The organism is Telluria sp. ZB4P37 (genome assembly GCF_059685855.1).
Map to the genome: position 1 here is coordinate 724,262 of NZ_JCASID010000001.1, position 17,824 is coordinate 742,085.

The 17,824-nt window shown below is 67.3% G+C and carries 14 protein-coding genes; 5 read left to right on the forward strand and 9 right to left on the reverse strand.

All coding sequences use genetic code 11. The features are described from left to right. Positions 1 to 25: 25 nt before the first annotated feature. The 3 genes from AC56K1_RS03460 to AC56K1_RS03470 all read right to left on the reverse strand — a co-directional run bounded on the left by AC56K1_RS03460 (position 26) and on the right by AC56K1_RS03470 (position 3,494). Positions 26 to 1,423, reverse strand: a complete 1,398-nt coding sequence (locus tag AC56K1_RS03460; RefSeq protein ID WP_497156432.1) for an APC family permease — start codon at positions 1,421 to 1,423, stop codon at positions 26 to 28. Between the two features lie 248 nt (positions 1,424 to 1,671). Beyond that, entirely contained in the window at positions 1,672 to 2,475 is an 804-nt protein-coding gene (locus AC56K1_RS03465; protein WP_497156433.1) for an SPFH domain-containing protein, read from the reverse strand. 125 nt (positions 2,476 to 2,600) lie between these two features. Next, on the reverse strand, positions 2,601 to 3,494 hold the full coding sequence (locus AC56K1_RS03470; protein WP_497156434.1) for an alpha/beta fold hydrolase: 894 nt from the start codon (positions 3,492 to 3,494) through the stop codon (positions 2,601 to 2,603). A gap of 204 nt (positions 3,495 to 3,698) precedes the next feature. Here AC56K1_RS03470 and AC56K1_RS03475 point away from each other — a divergent pair, with 204 nt between their 5' ends. After that, positions 3,699 to 6,197 carry a TonB-dependent receptor plug domain-containing protein gene (locus AC56K1_RS03475; RefSeq protein ID WP_497156435.1) on the forward strand — a complete coding sequence of 833 codons (2,499 nt, stop codon included), beginning with the start codon at positions 3,699 to 3,701 and terminating at the stop codon, positions 6,195 to 6,197. Between the two features lie 15 nt (positions 6,198 to 6,212). Here AC56K1_RS03475 and AC56K1_RS03480 read toward each other — a convergent pair whose 3' ends face one another. Genes AC56K1_RS03480 through AC56K1_RS03495 form a run of 4 tightly spaced genes read right to left on the reverse strand, consistent with a single transcriptional unit; the run spans position 6,213 to position 10,862 of the window. Then, positions 6,213 to 8,204 carry an LTA synthase family protein gene (locus AC56K1_RS03480; RefSeq protein WP_497156436.1) on the reverse strand — a complete coding sequence of 664 codons (1,992 nt, stop codon included), beginning with the start codon at positions 8,202 to 8,204 and terminating at the stop codon, positions 6,213 to 6,215. Positions 8,205 to 8,228: 24 nt separating this feature from the next. Further along, positions 8,229 to 9,038, reverse strand: a complete 810-nt coding sequence (locus tag AC56K1_RS03485) for a hypothetical protein (protein ID WP_497156437.1) — start codon at positions 9,036 to 9,038, stop codon at positions 8,229 to 8,231. Between the two features lie 28 nt (positions 9,039 to 9,066). Then, entirely contained in the window at positions 9,067 to 9,756 is a 690-nt protein-coding gene (locus tag AC56K1_RS03490) for a hypothetical protein (RefSeq protein WP_497156438.1), read from the reverse strand. Next, on the reverse strand, positions 9,756 to 10,862 hold the full coding sequence (locus tag AC56K1_RS03495; protein ID WP_497156439.1) for an exo-alpha-sialidase: 1,107 nt from the start codon (positions 10,860 to 10,862) through the stop codon (positions 9,756 to 9,758). The genes AC56K1_RS03490 and AC56K1_RS03495 overlap by 1 nt, the downstream gene beginning before the upstream one ends. Positions 10,863 to 11,248: 386 nt before the next feature. On the opposite strand from AC56K1_RS03495, the gene AC56K1_RS03500 reads away from it, so the two are divergent. Together AC56K1_RS03500 and AC56K1_RS03505 are read left to right on the forward strand one after the other, a co-directional pair. Further along, positions 11,249 to 12,355, forward strand: a complete 1,107-nt coding sequence (locus AC56K1_RS03500; RefSeq protein WP_497156440.1) for a sensor histidine kinase — start codon at positions 11,249 to 11,251, stop codon at positions 12,353 to 12,355. Then, positions 12,352 to 13,149 carry a LytR/AlgR family response regulator transcription factor gene (locus AC56K1_RS03505; protein ID WP_497156441.1) on the forward strand — a complete coding sequence of 266 codons (798 nt, stop codon included), beginning with the start codon at positions 12,352 to 12,354 and terminating at the stop codon, positions 13,147 to 13,149. Before AC56K1_RS03500 ends, AC56K1_RS03505 begins: the two co-directional genes overlap by 4 nt. 30 nt (positions 13,150 to 13,179) lie before the next feature. On the opposite strand, the gene AC56K1_RS03510 is transcribed toward AC56K1_RS03505, so the two are convergent. Both AC56K1_RS03510 and AC56K1_RS03515 read right to left on the reverse strand, forming a co-directional pair. Then, positions 13,180 to 13,815, reverse strand: coding sequence for a hypothetical protein (locus AC56K1_RS03510; protein WP_497156442.1), 636 nt, complete (start codon positions 13,813 to 13,815; stop codon positions 13,180 to 13,182). Positions 13,816 to 13,857: 42 nt separating this feature from the next. Next, positions 13,858 to 14,421 carry a hypothetical protein gene (locus AC56K1_RS03515; RefSeq protein WP_497156443.1) on the reverse strand — a complete coding sequence of 188 codons (564 nt, stop codon included), beginning with the start codon at positions 14,419 to 14,421 and terminating at the stop codon, positions 13,858 to 13,860. A 179-nt stretch (positions 14,422 to 14,600) separates the two neighbouring features. Here AC56K1_RS03515 and AC56K1_RS03520 point away from each other — a divergent pair, with 179 nt between their 5' ends. Both AC56K1_RS03520 and AC56K1_RS03525 read left to right on the forward strand, forming a co-directional pair. Then, complete coding sequence (locus AC56K1_RS03520; RefSeq protein ID WP_497156444.1) at positions 14,601 to 15,401, forward strand: ferritin-like domain-containing protein; 801 nt, start codon at positions 14,601 to 14,603, stop codon at positions 15,399 to 15,401. Positions 15,402 to 15,414: 13 nt separating this feature from the next. Continuing rightward, entirely contained in the window at positions 15,415 to 17,814 is a 2,400-nt protein-coding gene (locus tag AC56K1_RS03525; protein WP_497156445.1) for a DNA polymerase II, read from the forward strand. The last annotated feature ends 10 nt before the right edge of the window (positions 17,815 to 17,824 follow it).

Consider the following 17,824-nt stretch of genomic DNA (forward strand, 5'->3'; position numbering starts at 1 on the left):
GCATTCTCCTCGTTAGGGTCCAGGGTCAGGGTCGGGCGCTTGGTTCCTTGCGGACCAGGAACAGCAGCAGCAGGCTGCCGCTGGCGAGTACCAGAACGCCGATCCAGGCGGCGTTGAGCCCGCCGAGCGACTGGCTGCTCACGTATGACAGGCTGGACCAGAGCATCCAGGCGCAGCTGGCGCAAAACAGCAGGGGCAGCAGGGGATAGAGCGGCACCAGGAAGGGCCGCGGCAGATCCGGCTCGCGTCGGCGCAGCACGAACAGCGACATGCCGCTGAGCAGGAAGAAGAGCCAGAACACCGGCGCCGTGAATTCGACCATGGCCTTGAAGCCGCTGCCGAAGGCCACGCCCAGCCCCACAAGCAGCAGGGCCGCGGCGCACTGGATCGACATCGCCGCCGCCGGCGTGCCGCGTTCGCCGTCCCACTGCCCGAGCCGCGCCAGCCGGCCCCAGTCGCAGCCCATCGCATAGCCGGTGCGCGCGCCGACGATCATGGTGGCATTGATCGAGGTCAGGGCCGAGATCGCGACCAGCAGCGACATGATTTTCTCGCCCGGTGCGCCGAAGGCAAGGCCCATGACGTCGGCAGCCAGCGCCTCGGATTTGGCCATGCCCTGCAGGCCAAGGGTCTGCAGGCAGGCCCAGGTGACCATCAGGTAGAGCACGGTGATGATCAGGATCGACAGTGTCAGGGCCCGCACCATCTTCGGCGCGCCGCCCTTGATCTCGGCGCTGATATAGGCCGCCTCGTTCCAGCCGCCGTAGGTGAGCAGCACGAACACCATGGCCATGCCGAAGGACACCGGTACGCTTGCCGACAGCGGCGCCACCCTGCTTGGCGCGGGTTCGGTGAAGAAGGCTGCGGCGAGCGTCAACAGCACCAGTCCGCCGATCTCGGCCAGCGTCAGCCACATCTGGGTGCCCGCGCCGAAACGCAGGCCCTGCAGATTGACCATCGAGAGCACGAAGATGACGGCGCAGGCATAGGCCGGCGCGCCCCAGCCGCTTGGGAGGGCCGTCAGTGGCACGGCCTGCTGCATGTAGTCGCCGAACACGAAGGCGAGCAGGGCGATCGAGCCGGTGGTGATCACCGCGAAGCGCGCCCAGCCGAACAGGAAGGCGGTCGAGCGCCCGAACGCGCGGTGCAGGAAATGGTAGTCGCCACCGGGATGCGGGTAGGCTGTGGTCAGCTCGGCGTAGCAGAGCGCGCCCACCAGCGAGATGAGTCCGCCCAGGATCCACATGCCGAACATCCAGTCGGCACTGCCGCTCAGGCCCGCCACGATGGAGGGCGATTTGAAGATGCCGGCACCGATCACCACGCCGACGATCAGCGCAATGGTCTGGCGCAGCCCAAGCAGCCGGCGTGGCTGCGCGCCGGTGCCGGTCGATGAGAACTGCTCCGCTTCAGTGCGATCCATGATGCCGATCTATCCTGTGAGGAAACTTTTCCGGCGTACTTGCACCGGCCGTGTGCCGCATCGAATGCGGCCACAACACGCGCGGCAGGGCCCGTAGCGGCCGATTATAGGGAAGCGTTTTTGCGCGTGGCGCGCGGCTGGAAGCCCCATGCCATCAGTGCCGGCATGCTGTAGACAAGTTTCGAAGCCTTGTAGAAACACGCGGGAAAGGGCGACGGGCGCCGCGCCTTTGCCGCCGTTTGCGAGGCTTATTTGCTGCTGATATTGACCATGCCCTTGAAGTCGTAGGGAATCACCACGGTTTGCACCTTGCCTTCCGCGATGCCCTCGGCGATCTTCATCTGGGCCTGCGCCTGCATGTAGCTGATCGCGCCCGCGTTGGCGTTCAGTGCGGCGATGCGCTCGGCTTCCTTCTTGGCGATCTGGACCTCGACTTCCTTGGTCTTTTCCTCGTTCTTGGCGCGCACCAGGTTGTCGGCGCTGGCCTTGACCGCGTCGCTCGGCACCATGCTGCCGACCCGGACCTGCGAGATCACGATGCCGCCGAGTTTTTCTTCGTTCAGCGTCGACACCATGATTTCCTGGATCTCCTGCTCGATCTGGGCCCGGTTGTCGTTCATGTTCAGCGCTTCGTACTTGCGCGCGGTCTTGTACACGGCATTGCGCGCGGTCTGGTAGATGTAGGCGTGCATCAGGTAGATGTCGCCGGTCTTGTCGACCATGTGGAAGGAGCGGCTCTTGTTGATGTACAGGTCCGAGACCGAGGACGGCGTGATGTTGTAGATCACGCTGATGTCGAACTCCTTCATCGTCGAGTTGTCGGCGGCGAGCGGGGTGAGGTTCTGCACGTCGACGCTGACGTCCTTGACCGGGAAGGTCAGCAGCGAGCCGACCACGGTCTGGTTGAAGCTGCCTGCGACGCGCTCGTCGGCCTCGATGGTCTTGTCGAAGTTCACGCGCAAGCCTACTTCGCCGGTGTCGACGATGGTGCAGCCGGAAGTAAGGGCGCCCAGGGCGATGGCCACCGCGATGGCCAGGTACAGTTTTTTCATTGTTCTCTCTATCAGGTTTTCAGCGGGCGCGCCGCAGCCAGGCAAGCCGGGGCCGGGGTGGTGGCGCGCTTCGAACGATACCAGTTTCAAGAGATGGAAAATCCTCGGTTTCTCACAGGCGGCCCTTATTCCAGCAGGAAGGGCAGCGCGCGTCCCAGGAGCGCATCCGGCGCTTCTTCCGGAATGTAGTGCCCGCAGGGCAGCGCCTCGCCCTCGACCTTTGCCGCCACCTTGCGCCACTCGATCAATGGCTCGAAGCAGCGATGCACGACACCCTGTTCACCCCACAGCACCAGCAGCGGCAACGCGAGCTTGCGCCCGGCCTCACGGTCGGCGCGGTCGTGTTCCAGGTCGATGCCCGCGGCCGCGCGATAGTCCTCGCAGATGCCGTGCGCGGTGCCCGGGAGCTTCAAGCAGCGACGATATTCGTCGAGCGCACGTGGATCGAACGGCGCCAGGCCCGCACTGCGCCTGCCCATCACGTCGCGGATATAGGCGTCGGGGGCGGCCTCGATCAGCCGCTCCGGCAGGGGCGCCGGCTGGATCAGGAAGAACCAGTGCCAGTAGGCGCGCGCGAACGCATCGGTGGTCTGCTCGTACATCGCCAGGGTCGGCGCGATGTCGAGCAGTACCGCGCGTTCGACGGCATCCGGATGATCGGCCATCAGCCGGTGCGCCACCCGCGCGCCGCGGTCGTGCGCCATCACGCGAAAGCGCGCGTAGCCATGGAAGCGCATGACGGCCAGCATGTCGGCAGCCATGGCGCGCTTGCTGTAGTGGGCATGGTCCGGGCTACCCGTGGGTTTGGACGAATCGCCATAGCCGCGCAGGTCGCAGGCGATTACGGTGAAGTGTTCGCACAGCGCGGGCGCGACCTTGTGCCAGATCGCGTGCGTCTGCGGGTGGCCGTGCAGCAGCAGGAGCGGCGGGCCGGACCCGCCGATCGCGCCAGCGATGGCCACGTCGTCGTCGGTGTCGATCCGGAAGGCCTGGTAGCCGGGGAAGAGGGGTTCAATCATGGCTGGTCCGTGAAGTAGGGAAGCGAAAAGTGTAGCAGGCCGCGCGGACGAAGCCTTACATGGGCCTGACGTTGGCGGACTGTTGTAAATATACCCATGAGAACTTTTGCGAATTGACATCTTTGCCCTTGCCCAGCAGTATCAGATGGCGCCTGTTGCGTTCTCCTTAGTCTGGCGCGCTCCAACAACAAGAGGAAATCCAAGATGCAGAAACACGTAACGGAAAAGACGGTCCTTGCCCTGGCCATTGCTTCGCTGTTCTCCGGCGTCTCCTACGCGCAGGACGCCGTGGCGCTTGACGCTGCGGCGGCTCCCGCCGCCACCGTGGTGGTCACCGGCACCCGCGTGGCCAACCGCACCGCGCTGGACACCGCGGCTCCGGTCGACATCATCTCGGCCGACACCCTCAAGAACGTCGGCAGCACCGAGATGAACCAGGCGCTGTCGATGGCGCTGCCTTCGCTGAATTTCCCGAAGCCGGCCATCACCGACGGCACCGACACCATCCGTCCCGCCACCCTGCGCGGCATGGCGCCTGACCAGACCCTGGTGCTGGTGAACTCCAAGCGCCGTCACGCCTCCTCGCTGGTCAACGTCAATGGCTCGATCGGCCGCGGCTCGGCGGCGGTGGACATGAACACCATCCCGACCGCCATCGTGCAAAGCGTCGAGGTGCTGCGCGACGGCGCCGCTGCCCAATACGGCTCGGACGCGATCTCCGGCGTGGTCAACCTGCGCCTGCGCACCAATCGCACGGGCGGCGAAGCCAGCGTTACCTACGGCCTGCGCGAAACCGAATACGAATTGTGGAACAGCCCGGCCCCGGCCGGCGGCACCTGGAGCGCACCCGCTTCGCGCAAGCGCACCGACGGCGAAACCGCCACGGTCAGCCTGTGGAAAGGCCTGGCCTGGGGCGACGACGGCTATGTCACCATCGCCGCCGAATACCGCGACCAGAAGCGCACCGAGCGCAGCGGCTACGACATGCGCCAGCAATATCCGCTGGTCGGCACCGCCTTCGATCCGCGCGAGAACAGCATCAACCGCTTCAACGCCTGGTACGGCGACCCGGAGATGGAGCAGGCGACCCTGTTCGCCAACGCCGGCAATAACCTCGGCGGCGGCGTCAAGATCTATGGATGGGCGAGCTACCAGGACCGCCAGGCCCGTTCGGGCGGCTTCTTCCGCACGGCCCAGGACGCGCGCAACATCCTGTCGATCTACCCGAACGGCTTCCTGCCGATCATCGCGCCGACCGTGACCGACTACTCGGCCACCGGCGGGGTCACCTGGACCCTCGGCGACTGGGACATGGATGCCTCGCTCGGCTACGGCAAGAACAAGATGACGTACGACATCCAGAACACGCTGAACCGTTCGATCGGCCCGACCAGCAAGACCGAGTTCTATGCGGGTGGCTATTCCTACGACCAGCTGGTGGCCAACCTGACCGGCGTGCGCAGCGTGCCCGTGAGCGCCTTCACCTCGCCGCTGAACGTGGCGGTGGGCATGGAAGCGCGCCGCGAAGGCTACCAGCTGTTCGCGGGCGAGCCGGATTCCTACCGCTACGGCGGTGTGGTGCTCCCGAACGGCACCCCGGCCGCACCGGGCGCCCAGGTGTTCCCGGGCTTCCGTCCTGCGAACGAAGTTGACGCCCACCGCAACGCCATCGGCGCTTTCGTCGACCTGGAAGCGAACGTCACGCCGGAACTGCTGGCCTCCGTGGCCGTGCGCGGCGAGCGCTATTCCGACTTCGGCAACAGCCTGGCCGGCAAGTTCTCGGCGCGCTACGACTTCAGCAAAGCCTTCGCGCTGCGCGGCGCGGTGCAGAACGGCTTCCGCGCACCGTCGCCGCAGCAGCAGAACTTCACCGCCACCTCGACCAATTTCATCAACGGCGTACCGTTCGAGATCACCACCTTCAAGCCGAGCAGCCCGGTGGCCGTGGCCCTCGGCGCCAGGCCGCTGGAAGCGGAGAAATCGGTGAATGCCTCGCTCGGCGCGGTGATGCGTTTCGACCCGTTTTCCATCACGGTCGACGCCTACCGCATCGACATCGAAGACCGCATCATCCTGTCCGAGAACCTGACCCAGGCGAACGTGCGCAACTACATCGCTTCGCAAGGCTTCATCGGTGTGGGCGGCGGACGCTTCTTCATCAATGGCGTGGATACCACGACCAAGGGCGTGGACGTGGTGGTGAGCTGGCCGATGTCGCTGGACGGCGCGGGCAAGCTCGATGTCACGCTGGCCGGCAACTTCACCGATACCAAGGTCACCAAGACCCCGGTGACGGCGCAGCTGTCGTCGCTGCCGGCCCCGGCGCCGGTGCTGTTCGACCGCCTGAACGTGCTGTCGCTGGAAAAAGGCCAGCCATCGAGCAAGATCAGCGCCAACGTCAATTGGAAGCTGGGCCAGTGGGGCGCGACCTTCCGCGCCACCCGCTACGGCAAGGTGCTCTCGCCTGGCACCACGGCGGCGCTGGACTTCTGGATGGGCCCGAAGACCGTGGTCGACCTGGAAGGGCGCTTTGCGGTCACGCCGAAACTGAGCCTGGCCATTGGCGCTGACAACGTGTTCGACCAGTATCCGGAGACCCAGCCGCCGGCGCTGAACACCACGGGTAACACGCCGTTCGCCAACTACGCGCCGTTCGGCCGCTCGGGACGCTACATCTACGCCCGCGCCAACTACGGCTTCTAAGGCAGCAAGGCAGCTTTACCGCGCAAGGCGGTAGAGCTGCTCGCGGTACATCAGCGATGGCGCCATCACATGGGCCATCGCTTTTTTTACGTGCGCGTCGTCGGGCGCACCGGGCAGCACGCCGAACTGTCCGCTCGCCGCATCGTAGCTGCCGCGCAGCGGCGGCTGGCCGGGACGCAGCACGGTGGCGCCCGCGTCGTCGAGCCAGGCGAAATAATTCTCGAACTGGATCAGCGCCCGGCCCGGCGCTGTGCGCTCGCGCGCCAGGTCGCGGCCGATCATCGGGTGCTCGCTCGACACCCCCAGCAGCGACAGCAGGGTCGGCGCCAGGTCGATCTGGCTGGCGATCGTGCGTATGCGCTCCGGCAGGATGTCCGCGCCCAGGATCAGGCCCGGGATATGGAACTTCTTGATCGGCACCAGGCTGTTGCCGTACACGCGGTTGTCGTGGTCGGCCACGATCAGGAAAACCGTGTCCTTCCAGTAGTCCTGCCGTTTGGCTTGGCGGATGAACTTCCCGAGCGCGTAGTCAGCGTACTTCACCGCATTGTTGACGGTTTGCTTGACCGGATCGTGCAGCGCGATTTTCCCATCGGGGAACTGGAAGGGCTCGTGGTTGGACGAGGAAAAGATCAGGCTGAAGAAAGGCTTGCCCTGCGCATGCAGGTGCTTCAGGCGCTCGAGCGATTTGTCGAACAGGTCTTCATCGGAGGCGCCCCAGCTGCCCTCGAACTTCGGCTGCATCTGGTCGCGGTCGACGATGTTCTGAAAGCCGTTCCCGGTGAAGAAGCTGCGCATGTTGTCGAAGTGCGCTTCGCCGCCATACACGAATTCGGTGTGATAGCCCTGGCGGCCAAGCCCTTCGGCCAGCGTGTAGAAATGCTGCTGCGCCAGCGAGAGCTTGACCACGCTGCGCGCCGGCGTCGGCGCATAGCCCGCCACCACGGCCTCGATGCCGCGCACCGAGCGGGTGCCGGTGGCATACAGCTGCTCGAACCACCAGCCTTCGTGCTTGAGCTTTTCCAGTTCCGGCGTCACCGGCAGGCCGCCCAGCGATTTTACAAACGTCGCGCCCAGGCTTTCCTCGAGCACGATCACCAGGTTCAGTGGGCGCGCGCGGACAATCGCGGCCTGCTGGTGGTGCAGCGTCGGCAGCTCAGGGTGCGTAAACTGGTAGCCGGCCAGCCAGGGCGCCGCTTTCACCTCAGCGAACACCTCTCCGCGCGGGAACTTGCCATAGATTTCGGAGGAGCGCGCTTCCTTGCGCAGCGAAGCGACCGCGTCGAGCACGGACCATGGTGAATTGATGACGAGCGAATTGACCAGCGCATCCTGGGTGATCGCAAACAGCGCCGGGTTGGCGGGGCGGTGCGCGGTCGTTGAGCGCACCTGTATGAACACCAGCAGCACCAGCAGCGGCCAGGTCAACAGGAGCTTCCTGGCCGGCCAGCTCGACGTTCCCCGCGAGCCTGCCGCCAGCAGCCGGTAGAGTGCCACGCCCAGGGCGATCGTGGCTGCAAGGCCGAGCAGCAGCACGGTGCGAAAACCATGCCACAGCGTGGCCAGCACTTCCTGCGGCCGGCTGAGGTATTCGACGAACAGGCGGTTGGGCCGCACGTCGTACTGCATGATGAACTGGGGCGAGGCCACCTCGAGGAAGACGATGACAATCAGGGCGAGCGCGGCCCAGGCCACGGTGAACCGGCGCCAGAAGCCCGCGAAGCGCCGCAGGGCGAGCAGCGGCGCCAGGGCAAGCGGCAGCACCAGCCAATAGCCGAGCAGGATGAGGTCGGCGCGTACGCCCTGGACAAAGACTGCGCCGGCCACGCCGGTGGCCTCGACCCGCGGCCACTGCCATGCGACGAGCGCGGCGCGCGACAGCGACAGCAGCAGCAGTCCCAGGATGGTCATCTGTACCAGGCTGGCGTAAGGCCCGGCCCGGCGCGTCAGGCGTGCGAGAAGGGAGGCGGGCGTCAAGCCGGGGGCGCTGGCAGCAGTCGGGTTCATGCGGGTTTTCTCGGGAACAGAGGGTTATGCGCCGGCAGCGCCAACGCCGGCACCGGCGCTCAGCAGCCAGCTCACCAGCAGCAGGAAGGCCATCGACATCGCGAACAGCACCGACACGCGGCGCGTATCGCGCGCATTCCCGAAGATCGGCGGGCGTGCGTAGGCCACGCCGGCAAAGTAGGCCCCGAAGACGGTGGCCAGGTAGTGCACCGCGCCGAACATCTCGCCCAGCTCACCCTTGCGCGGATGCTCGATCAGCAGGTGCGACAGCGCCACCAGCACCAGGTAGATGGCCGAGGCCGACAGCGGCGGCAGGTACAGGCCCAGCGACTCGACCCAGCGCTGCACGCCCGGCTTGAAGCGCGCCACCAGCGGCAGCAGCAGGTTGTGGGTGATGCCGGCGATGAAGATCAGCTTGAGCAGCACGTTCTTGTGCAGGCTGCCGCTGCCGACCGCCAGGTTATGCAGGTTGGTCTCGCCCTGGCGGTTGTTCGCCACGAAAAATTCCGAGGACTGCACGTCGAGGATGCGCTGGAACCAGCTGATCTCCTCCAGCGCGGCGAGCGCGCACAAGGCGGATAGGCCGCCCAGGGCCAGCAACTCGAGCGTCGAGCGCTTTGGCTCCCTGAGCCGCTCCATGGAGGCAAAGCCGAGCAGGCCGGCGATGACGGTGAAGCAGAGGAACTGCATCCATTCGACGATGCCGTCTTCGCCCAGCAGACGCCACAGCGCTTTCGTGTCGCCGGACCAGAGCACGGCCAGCGCCATCACGAACACGTTGATCGCGATCCCGGTGGCGATTGCCGGATGAGTAAGCCACTTCCTGTTTGCCACAAACTACTCCTTCATTGGTAAAAACGGTTCAAGGTCCGCCCTGCGCAGCAGCGACGGTTGCCGGGCGCCGGCCGGCGCCCTCGGCGCGCGAGCCCTGGCGCGCGGCCTTGCGACGCAGGGTCTTGAGCGCGCCGGCGCCAAGCGAGGCCACTGCCCAGATCCACAGCAAGGGATCGAGCAGGGCGTCCCACAGGTTCCCGGTCGGCAGGCGCGCCAGCGAAAACAGCAGCACGGCGGCGAGGACGGCGCAGGCTTGCGGACGGGCGCGGCCGCGCACAACGGCGAGGGCGCAGGCGCCGGCCAGCAGCAGCGCCAGCGCCGGTGCGGCGGTGGGGCCGAAGCCGGCATAGTAATAGCCGCGCGAGAGCAGGCCGGCGGCGTCGAGGTAGAGCAGGGTGCCGGCCAGCGCCAGTACGCAGGCGCAAGGCAGCGGCATCAGGGCGGCGGCGGGGCGATCCGTCCAGCGCGCATGCAGCCTGACGACGCAGAGCCCCGTCAGCAGGCCGCTGGGGTACTGGAAGGCCAGGCCCAGGTGCCAGGCGGGCGAGGCTTCGCCCGACAGCGCCATCAGGATCCCGCATGCGCCGACGATGGCCGCGAGCACCCGGCGCGAAAGCTGCCAGGCCGGCGGCCAGGCGCCGGCCACCAGGCAGGCGAGCACCAGCGCCCAGGCCAGGCGGGCGTAGACGAACTGCGACGAGAGTTCAGGCAGGACCATCAGATTGTTTCTCCAATACTGATCCGGTAGCGGTGATGGGCGATGGCCCGGCGCTGGTGGGTGTACGTCAGGTGCAGTTCGCTGCCGACCAGCTGCATGGTCGGGTAGGAAAACTCGTCGCCGGCGCGGCCGCTGGCCACGTCGGCCACCTTGCGCCAGGCGTGGCCGTCCTTCGACAGCGACAGGCGCAGCGTGCTGCGCGACGAACCGCCCGCGACCTGGTCGTTGTGCAGCATCAGGAATTCGCCGTTGGCCAGACGCAGCGTCGCCACCGAGGTGTTTTCGTTGTGCAAGTCGAGGGGCGGCAGGTCCTGCCAGCTGGCGCCGCCGTCGCGGCTCAGGGCGTGCTGCACCCGGCGCTCGTCGCTGGCGTCGCGCATCCAGGCCCGTACCTCGCTGCCGGACACCGGCACGATGGAAGGCTGCAGCGCGGCGGTGCGCGCGCCGATGCGTCCCAGGCCGGTCGGCTCGCCCTCGGCATTGAAGGACATCAGCATCGGGTACTTGATCCCCAGCTCGAAATACACCGGCAGCCACCAGCCGCCATCGGCCAGGCCGACCGCCGAGCTGCGCACCAGCACGCTGGTATTGAACAGTGGCGACATCGGCAGCACGCGCCGCACCTCGAACGAGGCGCCTTGCGTGGACGAGACCATGTGGACCACGCGCGAGGCCGCCCATCCGCCCAGGCCGGTCGCGACCACGTAGAGATGGATCTTGCCGTCGCGGCTGGTCCAGGCGACCGGGTTGCCGACCCTGCGCACCCCGAAGCCGAGCGCCTCGCCGAGCGTGGCGCGGCTGGCCACTTCCCAGGGGACGCTCCAGCCGCCGCCATCCCATCGCGAGGCATACACCTTGACGTCGGGACCGCTCTCACGGCTGCCGGCCCACCAGAAAGTCACCATGCGGTCGCCCGGCAGCGTGGCCAGCGCGCTGGCATGGGCCGAGGGCGTATTGCGCGGCATCGGCACCAGGGAGCGGGACAGTTCGGACAGGACGGCGCGGCCGGGCACGATGCCCAGGGCCGTCACCGGCGCGGCGGCGGCGCGCGCGCCGCGCGTCCAGCGCAGGCCTTCAGCGGCGGCCACCGTCAATACAACAGCCATGCACGCGCATGCGGTGCGGCTGAGGGCTGCACCGTGCGATTGCAGGTAACGCTCCATAAGCTCCAAGGAGGGAAGCCGGCCGTGCCGGTTCCATCATTCTGTTTCTAATATAAAGACAGCAGGGCAGGCGGCGCCGGCAGGTGGAAGGCTGCTTCCACTGGCTCTTCGGGAGGAGCTGGGCTGTCACCAAGCAAAGGCATTATCCTACAGGAAAGGCCCTGAAATTACACCAGAGTTGTGCGGTGTCAAGGCGCTTGTGCCATTTTCGGTTTATTAAACGGTCGGTTCACGGTACGGAAACGCGAGTTCGTCGCAGCCGGCTTGCATAGGTAGCAAGGGCTGGGCAGAATGCCAACACCTTTGCAACGAGATAAAAGCGAACCCGCATGAGCAGCCTGGTCCAACCCTTGCCTTCTCCGCCCCGCCTGGGCGCCACCTTGCGCCGGCTGCTGCGCGACCTGCGCCTGGCCCTGGCCATGAGTGCAGTGGTGGCGCTGGTAATCACCCTGGTGGTGGGCCAGCCGGAGATGCTCTACGAGCAGCTGGTGTATTCGGGCTTCATCGCGGTGCTGGGCTATACGGTGGTCGACGCCGCCCGCCTGTTCATCTGGACCGATCCGGGTGCCCGGCCGCGCCAGTGGCTGCCGCTGCTGGCGGTGGCCGCAGTGGCGGCGCCGATCGCCCATTTCTCCGGCATGCACCTGGCCGCGGCGCTGCTCGGGCACGATGCCCCCGGCCTGGCGGCCTACCCGACGCTGCCGCGCGTGAGCATGATCGGACTGACCTTCCTGGTGCTGTGCGCCGGCACTTTCCTGGAAGTGCACCGCGAGCGCCTGCACCGCATCGAGCAGGAGCACCGTGACGCCCGCCTGCGCGCCGAAACCATCGAGCGCCAGGCCCTGCAGGCGCAGTTGCGGCTGCTGCAGGCCCAGATCGAGCCGCACATGCTGTTCAATACCCTGGCCAACCTGCAAGGCCTGATCGCGCTCGACCCGGAGCGCGCCAACACCATGCTCGACCAGCTGATCCAGTACCTGCGCGCCACCCTGGGCGCCTCGCGCGCCGAGCGCACCACGCTGGGCGAGGAATTCGCCGCCATGGAAGCCTATCTCGGCCTGATGGGTGTGCGCATGGGCGAGCGCCTGGCCTACCGGCTCGAGTTGCCGCCCGCGCTGCGCCGGGCCAGCATGCCCCCGATGCTGCTGCAACCGCTGGTCGAGAATGCGATCGTGCACGGCCTGGAGCCGAAGATCGAGGGCGGGCAGGTCAGCATCTCGGCCGAGGCGCGCGACGGCATGCTCGAGATCCGCGTGATCGATACCGGCCTGGGCCTCGATCCGGAACCGCGCGCTTCCAGCGGCGGCGGGATCGGCATGGCCACCACCCGCGAACGCCTGCGCGTGCTGTACGGCGAGCGCGCGTCCATCCTGCTGGCGAAAGCAGAGCCGCAAGGCACGAGCGTGCGCCTGACCCTTCCTCTGGAGACCCCATGAACATCCGTGCCCTGATTGCAGAAGACGAACCGATCCTCGCCGCGACGCTGGCGCGCAGCCTGCAGCGCCTGTGGCCGGAACTCAGGATCGTCGCGACCGCCCCGAACGGCGTGGCCGCGGTGGAGCAAGCCCTGGCGCTGCGCCCGGACGTGCTGTTCCTGGACATCAAGATGCCCGGCCAGACCGGCATCGAGGCTGCGGAAGAACTGGCCGAGCGCTGGGAAGGCCCGGCGCCGTTCCCGCACGTGGTGTTCGTGACGGCCTATGACGACTATGCGGTGCAGGCCTTCGAGCAGGCAGCGGCAGACTATGTGCTCAAGCCGGTCAACGACGTCCGGCTGGCGCGCACGGTCGAACGGCTGCAGGGCTTGCTGGCCGAGCGGTCCGCGCAGGGGTTGGATGCGGCCGACCCGCTGGCGCAGCTGGTCGGCAAGCTGCAGGCGCTGATGCCGGCCAGCGCCGCTCCCGAGCGGCTGGACTTCGTGCGCGCGGCCGTGGGCAGCACGGTGCGCATGATCCCGGTGGCCGATGTCGTGTTCTTCCAGGCGACCGACAAGTATGTGAACGTGGCCACCGCCGACAGCGAAGCCCTGATCCGGGTGCCGCTGCGGGAACTGCTGCCGCAGCTGGACCCGGCGCGCTTTCGCCAGGTCAACCGCAGCACCGTGGTGAACCTGGCCTGCGTGGCCAGCGCCGGGCGCGACACCATGGGCAAGATGATGCTCACCTTGCGCCATCGGACGGAAAAGCCGCGCGTCAGTCCGGTGTACGCCCACCTGTTCCGGCAGATGTGAGCCGTGGATTCCAGCGCAGGAGCGGCGGGCTTACTGCGCGGCGAGCGCGCAGCTGGAAGCCGGCGGCCCATTGCGGGGCACCGACACCAGCCAGCCGCGCAGGTTGCGCAGCAGCAGGCGGTCGCATTCTTCCTTGACGACTTCCGCGCGCTCGAAGGCCTGCCTGCCGCCTTCCGGATAGCGCACGGTGCGCTGCGCGCCGGCGCCGGCCGGCCGTGGTGCGGCGACGTCGTCCAGGGCGATATCGACCGAGGCCGCCAGCAGGCGCAGGCTCTCGGCCTTCAGAGCCCTGGCTTCGTCCTCGCCCCAGAAGGTCGCCAGGTCCGTGTGCGCCTGCACGGCCGAGACCACGCGCACCCGGTTGGCGTACACCGGCTTGCCCGATGGCGGCGTGAGCGTGACATCGTTTTCCAGGATCAGGGCGGCGCGGTCCTGGGTCAACGAGAAGACTGGTTTGCTGGCCACGACCCATTCCTCGGCCTTCTCGCTGCCGGCCAGCCAGCGCGGCTGGCCGTGACGCGACAGCGCCGCGGCGCCCAGCAGCAGGTCGCGCTGGGTGAAGGTGGCGAGGCTTGACTCGAAGGGATCGAGGACCTTGTCCGCCGCCTTGTCGATCTCGCTCTTTTCATGGTCGCGCACCGAGCTGGCGATCACGGCGTGGGTCACGATGGCGCGAACATGCGTTTGGTCATTCTAGTTCTCCCCGATTCAAGGCAGGCCGGCACCGCGCGCGCGGTTGCCACGCCCCAGGCGTAGCACAGCGCCGATCATCAGGTGCACCAGGAAGGAGCAGCCCGCGATGACGGAGGCAATCAGCACCGGCAGCACCGCGCCGAAAGAAAAGGTCAGGCCCAGGGCGAAGCCGAGCACGTATTCCGAGCGGTAGACGTGGAACACGAGGCCGGCCGCGAAGGCGCCGAAGAACAAGGATCCCACGGCCGGGTGGTGCCCGGCAAACGCCAGCGCGAGCGCCAGGCCCCACAGCAGGGCGGCAATGAAGCGGCCCCGCGCAAGCGTGCGGAAGCGCTCGCGGCTGCCGGCCTGCACCAGGGTCGCGCCGCGGCGCTGGATCCGGCCCACCAGCAACCACACCAGCAGCGGCACGACCAGCAGTCCCCACCAGTTGGAAATCGCCGGCATGTCGGGCTGGTTCAGCAGGTGGTGCGCCAAGACCCCGCCGTGGGTGTACTCCCAGCCCAGGTGAAGCAGTTCGGCGGCCAGGGCGCAGGCGGCGAGGGCGAGGCGGGAATGCAGGTCGGTGCGGGAGAACATGGTGTTTCCTTCGCGGTGGGGAAGCGGTGGACGCCAGGCATCCGGAGCAACCAATAGTAACAAGCTTGCGTGGCCGGCCACAATGCGCAAAGGGTGGAGTGTTGCGGGGGCGCCCGATTTCGGCGGGCGGGCTGCTGCGGTATACTGTCGCTTTCGTTTTTACCCCTGAAGGCCTCCCCATGGCGCCACCGCTGGAGCTTCGCGCTTGCGCTCTGCAATTCCTGCTTGAACCCGACCCGGCAGCCAAGACGGCCGGCGTGGCGGCCCTGGCGGCCGCCCGCGCGTCCGGCCACTGGACCGTGGATAGCGAAGCGCCCCTGGCCGCACCCGGAGGCGTCCCCGGCCGCCCGGCGCGCCCCGAACTGGTGCCGCCGCGCCTGGTCGGCCAGCGCTCGATGGCCACCATCGAAGGCCGCGCGATGCTGGTGCATGCACTGACCCATATCGAGTTCAATGCTGTCAACCTGGCGTTGGACGCACTGTGGCGCTTCCCGGGCATGCCGCAGGATTACTACACCGACTGGCTGCGCGTGGCGAGCGAGGAAGCGACCCATTTCAACATGCTGTCGGCCCACCTGGCGACCCTCGGCTTCGCCTATGGCGACTTCGCCGCCCACGACAGCCTGTGGGAGATGGTCGAGAAGACGCGCGGCGACGTGCTGGCGCGCATGGCCCTGGTGCCGCGCACGCTGGAGGCGCGCGGGTTGGATGCCATCCCGCCGCTGCGCGCCAAGCTCGCCCACGCGGGAGACAAGCAGGCCGCCGCGATTCTCGACGTGCTGCTGCGCGACGAAGTCGGGCACGTCGAGATCGGCAATCGCTGGTATCTCTACCTGTGCGCCGGGCGCGGGTTGGAACCCGTGTCGACCTACGACGAGCTGACCGTGCGCTACAAGGCGCCGGTGCTCAAGGGTCCGTTCAACCTCGATGCGCGGCGCGAGGCCGGCTTCAGCGAAGCGGAACTGGCGCGCCTTGCCTGACTCCGGCACTGCGATGGACACCACCGACCAAGCCGGCGCCGCCCCGCTGCAGGGCTTCCTGCTGACCCGGCACTGGCAGGATCTTGATGACGGCACCGCGGTCATGTTCTGGCTGGCCACGCCCGGGGGGCCGCGCCAGGTCTGCCTGCCGCCGCAAACCTCGGTGGCCTTCCTCCCGCTCGAGCAGCGCGCGGCTGCCCAGCAGGTACTGCGCTCCGAGCGGGGATGGGAACTGCGCGAACTGTCGCTGTGCGATTTCAGCCACCGGCCGGTAATGGGCCTGTACTGCCGCCAGTACCGCCAGCTGCTGCGCCTGGAAAAGCGCCTGCGCGAATTCGGCATCGACGTCTACGAAGCCGACATCCGCCCGCCCGAGCGCTATCTGATGGAGCGCTACATCACGGCGCCGGTGCTGGTGCACGGGACGCCCGATCCACGCGATCCGCAGCGCATTCTCGACTCGCAGCTCAAACCCGACGGCGCTTACCGCCCGCAGCTGCGCCTGGCCTCGCTCGATATCGAAACCAACCAGCACGGCGAGCTGTATTGCATCGGGCTGGAAGGCTGCGGCCAGCGCCAGATCTACATGCTGGGCGAGCCCAATGGAGGCGATGATTCAAGCGCTATCCCTCGCGACTTTGCGCTGGACTACTGCGCCAGCCGCCTGGAGCTGCTCGAGCGCCTCGAAGAATGGGTGCAGCGCCACGACCCGGACGCGATCATCGGCTGGAACGTGATCCAGTTCGATTTCCGCATGCTGGTCAAGGCGGCCGAACGCCTGGGGCGCCCGTTGCGCCTGGGCCGTGGCGGCGCCGAGGTCGAGGCGCGCGAGCACTCACGCAGGGAGCATTTCTTCTTCTGCATTCCCGGACGGCTGGTGATCGACGGGATCGAGGCCCTGCGCTCGGCGACCTGGAGCTTCCCGTCCTTCAGCCTGGAATCGGTATCGCAAACCCTGCTCGGCGAAGGCAAGGCGATCGACAATCCGTACAGCCGCATGGACGAGATCAACCGCATGTTCGTTGAGGACAAACCGGCGCTCGCGTACTACAACCTCAAGGACTGCGAGCTGGTCACCCGCATCTTCGAAAAAACCGAACTGATGCGCTTCTTGCTGGAGCGTGCCAGCGTCACGGGCCTGGCCGTGGACCGCAGCGGCGGCTCGGTGGCGGCGTTTGAACACCGCTACATGCCGCTGATGCACCGCCAGGGGTTTGTGGCGCCGAACATCGGCGACGTGGCGGCGGGCGACAGCCCGGGCGGCTTCGTGATGGATTCGGTCTCCGGCCTGTACGACTCGGTCGTGGTGCTGGACTACAAAAGCCTGTACCCGTCGATCATCCGCAGTTTCCTGATCGACCCGGTGGGGCTGGTGGCCGGCCTGGAGGAAAGCGAAGACGCCACCGTGCCCGGTTTTCGCGGCGGGCGCTTTTCGCGCACGCGCCACTGCCTGCCCGGGATCGTGCGCGAGGTCTGGGAAGGGCGCGAAGCGGCCAAGCGCGCGCGCAACGGCCCGCTGTCGCAATCGCTGAAGATCATCATGAATGCCTTCTACGGGGTGCTGGGCACCACCGGCTGCCGTTTCTTCGATCCGCGCCTGGCCTCCTCGATCACCATGCGCGGGCACGAGATCATGCATCGCACCCGCGCCCTGATCGAGGATCAAGGCTATCAGGTGATCTACGGCGACACCGATTCCACCTTCGTCTGGCTGGGCGGCGCGCATGGGCAGGAAGACGCAGAACGCATCGGGCGCGCGCTGGTGGAGCGGGTCAACGACTGGTGGCGCGCGCAACTGGAGCAGGAATACGGCGTCGACAGCGCGCTCGAACTCGAATTCGACACCCACTACCGACGTTTCCTGATGCCGACCGTGCGCGGCTCGGACGAAGGCAGCAAGAAGCGCTATGCCGGCCTGGTGACCAATCCGGATGGCAGCGAAGGGATGGTGTACCGCGGCCTGGAGAGCGTGCGCTCGGACTGGTCGCCCTTGGCCCAGGAATTCCAGCAGCAGCTTTACCTGCGCATCTTCAAGCGCGAGCCCTACGAGGCCTGGCTGGCGGACTATGTCGCGCGCACCCTGCGCGGCGAACTCGATGCGCTGCTGGTCTACCGCAAGCGCCTGCGCCGCCCGCTGGCCGATTACGAACGCAACGTGCCCCCGCACGTGCGCGCGGCGCGCATGGCCGACGACTTCCATACGGGGCAGGGACGCCCGCCGCAGTACCGCAATGGCGGCTGGATCCGCTACGTGATGACCACCGCCGGGCCCGAACCGATCGAACTGCGGCGCGCGCCGATCGACTACGAGCACTACCTGAGCAAGCAGCTCGAGCCGATCGCCGATGCGATCCTGCCGTTTTTGGGCGACAGTTTTGCGCGCCTGACGAGCCCGCAAGGTGCACTGTTCTGAAGGGGGAGGG

What these genes read in the sequence shown, in the direction of transcription:
- AC56K1_RS03480 (WP_497156436.1), bottom strand. Translation starts at nt 8,204, where the DNA reads ATGAACCCGACTGCTGCCAGCGCCCCCGGCTTGACGCCCGCCTCCCTT.
- AC56K1_RS03520 (WP_497156444.1), top strand. Translation starts at nt 14,601, where the DNA reads ATGGCGCCACCGCTGGAGCTTCGCGCTTGCGCTCTGCAATTCCTGCTT.
- AC56K1_RS03460 (WP_497156432.1), bottom strand. Translation starts at nt 1,423, where the DNA reads ATGGATCGCACTGAAGCGGAGCAGTTCTCATCGACCGGCACCGGCGCG.
- AC56K1_RS03515 (WP_497156443.1), bottom strand. Translation starts at nt 14,421, where the DNA reads ATGTTCTCCCGCACCGACCTGCATTCCCGCCTCGCCCTCGCCGCCTGC.
- AC56K1_RS03505 (WP_497156441.1), top strand. Translation starts at nt 12,352, where the DNA reads ATGAACATCCGTGCCCTGATTGCAGAAGACGAACCGATCCTCGCCGCG.
- AC56K1_RS03490 (WP_497156438.1), bottom strand. Translation starts at nt 9,756, where the DNA reads ATGGTCCTGCCTGAACTCTCGTCGCAGTTCGTCTACGCCCGCCTGGCC.
- AC56K1_RS03525 (WP_497156445.1), top strand. Translation starts at nt 15,415, where the DNA reads ATGGACACCACCGACCAAGCCGGCGCCGCCCCGCTGCAGGGCTTCCTG.
- AC56K1_RS03500 (WP_497156440.1), top strand. Translation starts at nt 11,249, where the DNA reads ATGAGCAGCCTGGTCCAACCCTTGCCTTCTCCGCCCCGCCTGGGCGCC.
- AC56K1_RS03470 (WP_497156434.1), bottom strand. Translation starts at nt 3,494, where the DNA reads ATGATTGAACCCCTCTTCCCCGGCTACCAGGCCTTCCGGATCGACACC.
- AC56K1_RS03495 (WP_497156439.1), bottom strand. Translation starts at nt 10,862, where the DNA reads ATGGCTGTTGTATTGACGGTGGCCGCCGCTGAAGGCCTGCGCTGGACG.
- AC56K1_RS03475 (WP_497156435.1), top strand. Translation starts at nt 3,699, where the DNA reads ATGCAGAAACACGTAACGGAAAAGACGGTCCTTGCCCTGGCCATTGCT.
- AC56K1_RS03465 (WP_497156433.1), bottom strand. Translation starts at nt 2,475, where the DNA reads ATGAAAAAACTGTACCTGGCCATCGCGGTGGCCATCGCCCTGGGCGCC.